This window comes from Roseateles sp. P5_E11 (assembly GCF_054049355.1).
In genome coordinates, this window is the sequence record NZ_JBFUMO010000757.1 from 1 (window position 1) to 2,289 (window position 2,289).

General features: G+C 69.2%; 2 protein-coding genes. Both read left to right on the forward strand.

Features of this window, described 5'->3' with window-relative positions:
- On the forward strand, window positions 1-1,218 hold a 1,218-nt coding region (locus tag ACXJKR_RS30170), incomplete at its 5' end, for a hybrid sensor histidine kinase/response regulator (RefSeq protein WP_457325982.1).
- A 30-nt stretch (window positions 1,219-1,248) separates the two neighbouring features.
- The gene (locus ACXJKR_RS30175; RefSeq protein ID WP_457325983.1) at window positions 1,249-2,199 is read left to right on the forward strand and encodes a Bug family tripartite tricarboxylate transporter substrate binding protein; all 951 of its coding nucleotides are present in this window, start codon (window positions 1,249-1,251) and stop codon (window positions 2,197-2,199) included.
- The last annotated feature ends 90 nt before the right edge of the window (window positions 2,200-2,289 follow it).

The window sequence follows — 2,289 nt, forward strand, 5'->3', positions numbered from 1 at the left end:
GATGTAGCCGGCCAGGCCTTCTACACGGCGTCGCTGTTCGACCTGTCCGAGCGCCAGACGGCGCTGAGCGAGATCGAACGCCAGCGCGAGGCGCTGCGCCAGAGCGAGAAGCTGACGGCCATGGGCAGCCTGCTGGCCGGCGTGGCCCACGAGCTCAACAACCCGCTGTCCATCGTCATGGGCCGCGCGTCGCTGCTGGCCGAGAAGATGAGCGGCGACCCGCGCGCCGCCGACGCCCAGCGCATCCACGAGGCCGCCGAACGCTGCGGCCGCATCGTGCGCACCTTCCTGAACATGGCGCGCAGCCGGCCCGCCAACCGCAGCGAGGTGGCACTGAACGACCTCGCCACCGCCGCCGTCGACATGCTGGGCTATGTGCTGCGCAGCCACGGCATCGCCGTCACGCTGGACCTGCTACCGGGCCTGCCACCCGTCAAGGCCGATGCCGATCAGATCGGCCAGATCGTGCTCAACCTCATCGTCAACGCCCAGCAGGCCCTGGGCGCTCGAGACAACGGCCGCCGCCTGACCGTCTCCACCGGCGTGGCGCCCATGACCGACGGCGACCGCCGCCGCACGCCGCGCGTCTGGATGCGGGTGCGCGACAACGGCCCCGGCATCGACCCCGAGCTGCGCGAGCGCATCTTCGAGCCCTTCTTCACGACCAAGAGCGAGGGCGTCGGCACCGGCCTGGGCCTGGCCGTGTCGCGCTCCATCGCACGCGACCACGGCGGCGAGCTGACGCTGCAGGACGATGGCAGCGGCGCCTGCTTCTGCCTGCAGATGCCCGTCAGCGGCGAGCCCGAGGCCAGTGAGACCGAACCCGTACCGCTGCCGGCGACCGACGAGTGCAGCGCCCGCATCCTCGTCGTCGATGACGAGACCGAGATTGCCGAGCTGATCGGCGAGATGCTGTCGGGCGCGGGTTATGAGGTCATGACGGCCGAGTCCGGCGCGGTGGCACTGGCCATGCTCGCCGAGGCGCGCTTCGACGCCATCGTCAGCGACCTGCACATGCCCGACATTGACGGCGCCCAGCTCTGGCGCGAGGTCAAGGCCCGGCACCCGTCGCTGGCGCGGCGCATGCTGTTCGTCACCGGCGACACGCTGTCGCCCATCGCCCGCCAGTTCCTGCACGAAGCGCGCTGCGACAGCCTCAACAAGCCCTTCTCCAAGCCGGAGCTGCTCGCCCGTGTGACCGCATTGCTGCAACCATAATTGCCGCACAACACTGACGGAGACAAGCCGATGAAGCGACGCATGCTGCTGCCCGCGCTGTGCAGCCCCTGGCTGGCGCTGGCCCAGGGCACCAAGCCTCAGACCTGGATCGTGCCCTTCCCCGCTGGCGGCGGCACCGACGCCTTCGCGCGGCCGCTGACCGCGCTGCTGACCCGGCAGCTGGGCCGCCAGGTCATCATCGACAACAAGGGCGGCGCGGGCGGCACGGTGGGTGCCACCATCGCCGCCAAGCTGGCGCCGGACGGCAACAACTTCTTCATGGGCGCCGTGCACCACACCATTGCGCCGTCCATGTACCCCAGGCTGGACTACAAGCTGGAAGAGGACTTCATCCCCGTGGCCCTGCTGGCCAGCGTGCCTCAGGTCATCGTCGTGCACCCGGGCCAGGTGCCTGTCAGCGATCTCAAGGGTCTGCTCGCCACGGTGCGCGCCAAGCCCGGCAAGCTGAACTACGGCTCGGCCGGCAACGGCACTTCCCACCATCTGGCCGGCGAGCTGTTCAAGCTGCAGACCAAGACCTTCATCACCCACATCCCCTACCGCGGCGCCGGCCCGGCCCTGCAGGACCTGATCGCTGGCCAGGTGGACCTGATGTTCGACGGCCTGGGCTCGTCGGCCAACCACATCAAGAGCGGCCGCATCAAGGCGCTGGCGGTGGCGGCTCCCAAACGTGCTGTCGGCTTCCCCGATGTGCCGACGGCCGCAGAGGCCGGCGTGCCGGGCTATGAGGTGTCGACCTGGTACGGCCTGTGGGCACCCAAGGGCACGCCCAAGGAAGCGATCACCGCCATGCAGGCCGAGCTGCGCAAGGCCTTCGCGACGGACGACATCCGCAACATCTGGCACGGCCTGGGCGCGGAGACGCCCAATCTCTATGGCGACGCCTTCGGGCAATTCGTCAGCTCTGAAGTCAAGCGCTGGGCAGAGGTCGTCAAGCGCTCCGGCGCAAAAATGGACTAACCCCCTACCGGCTTCGCCGGCCCCCTTTGAAAGGGGGCACTGCCAGTGGCCCGGCAAAGCCGGTTCCACGGCAGTCACTTGGTAAGACAC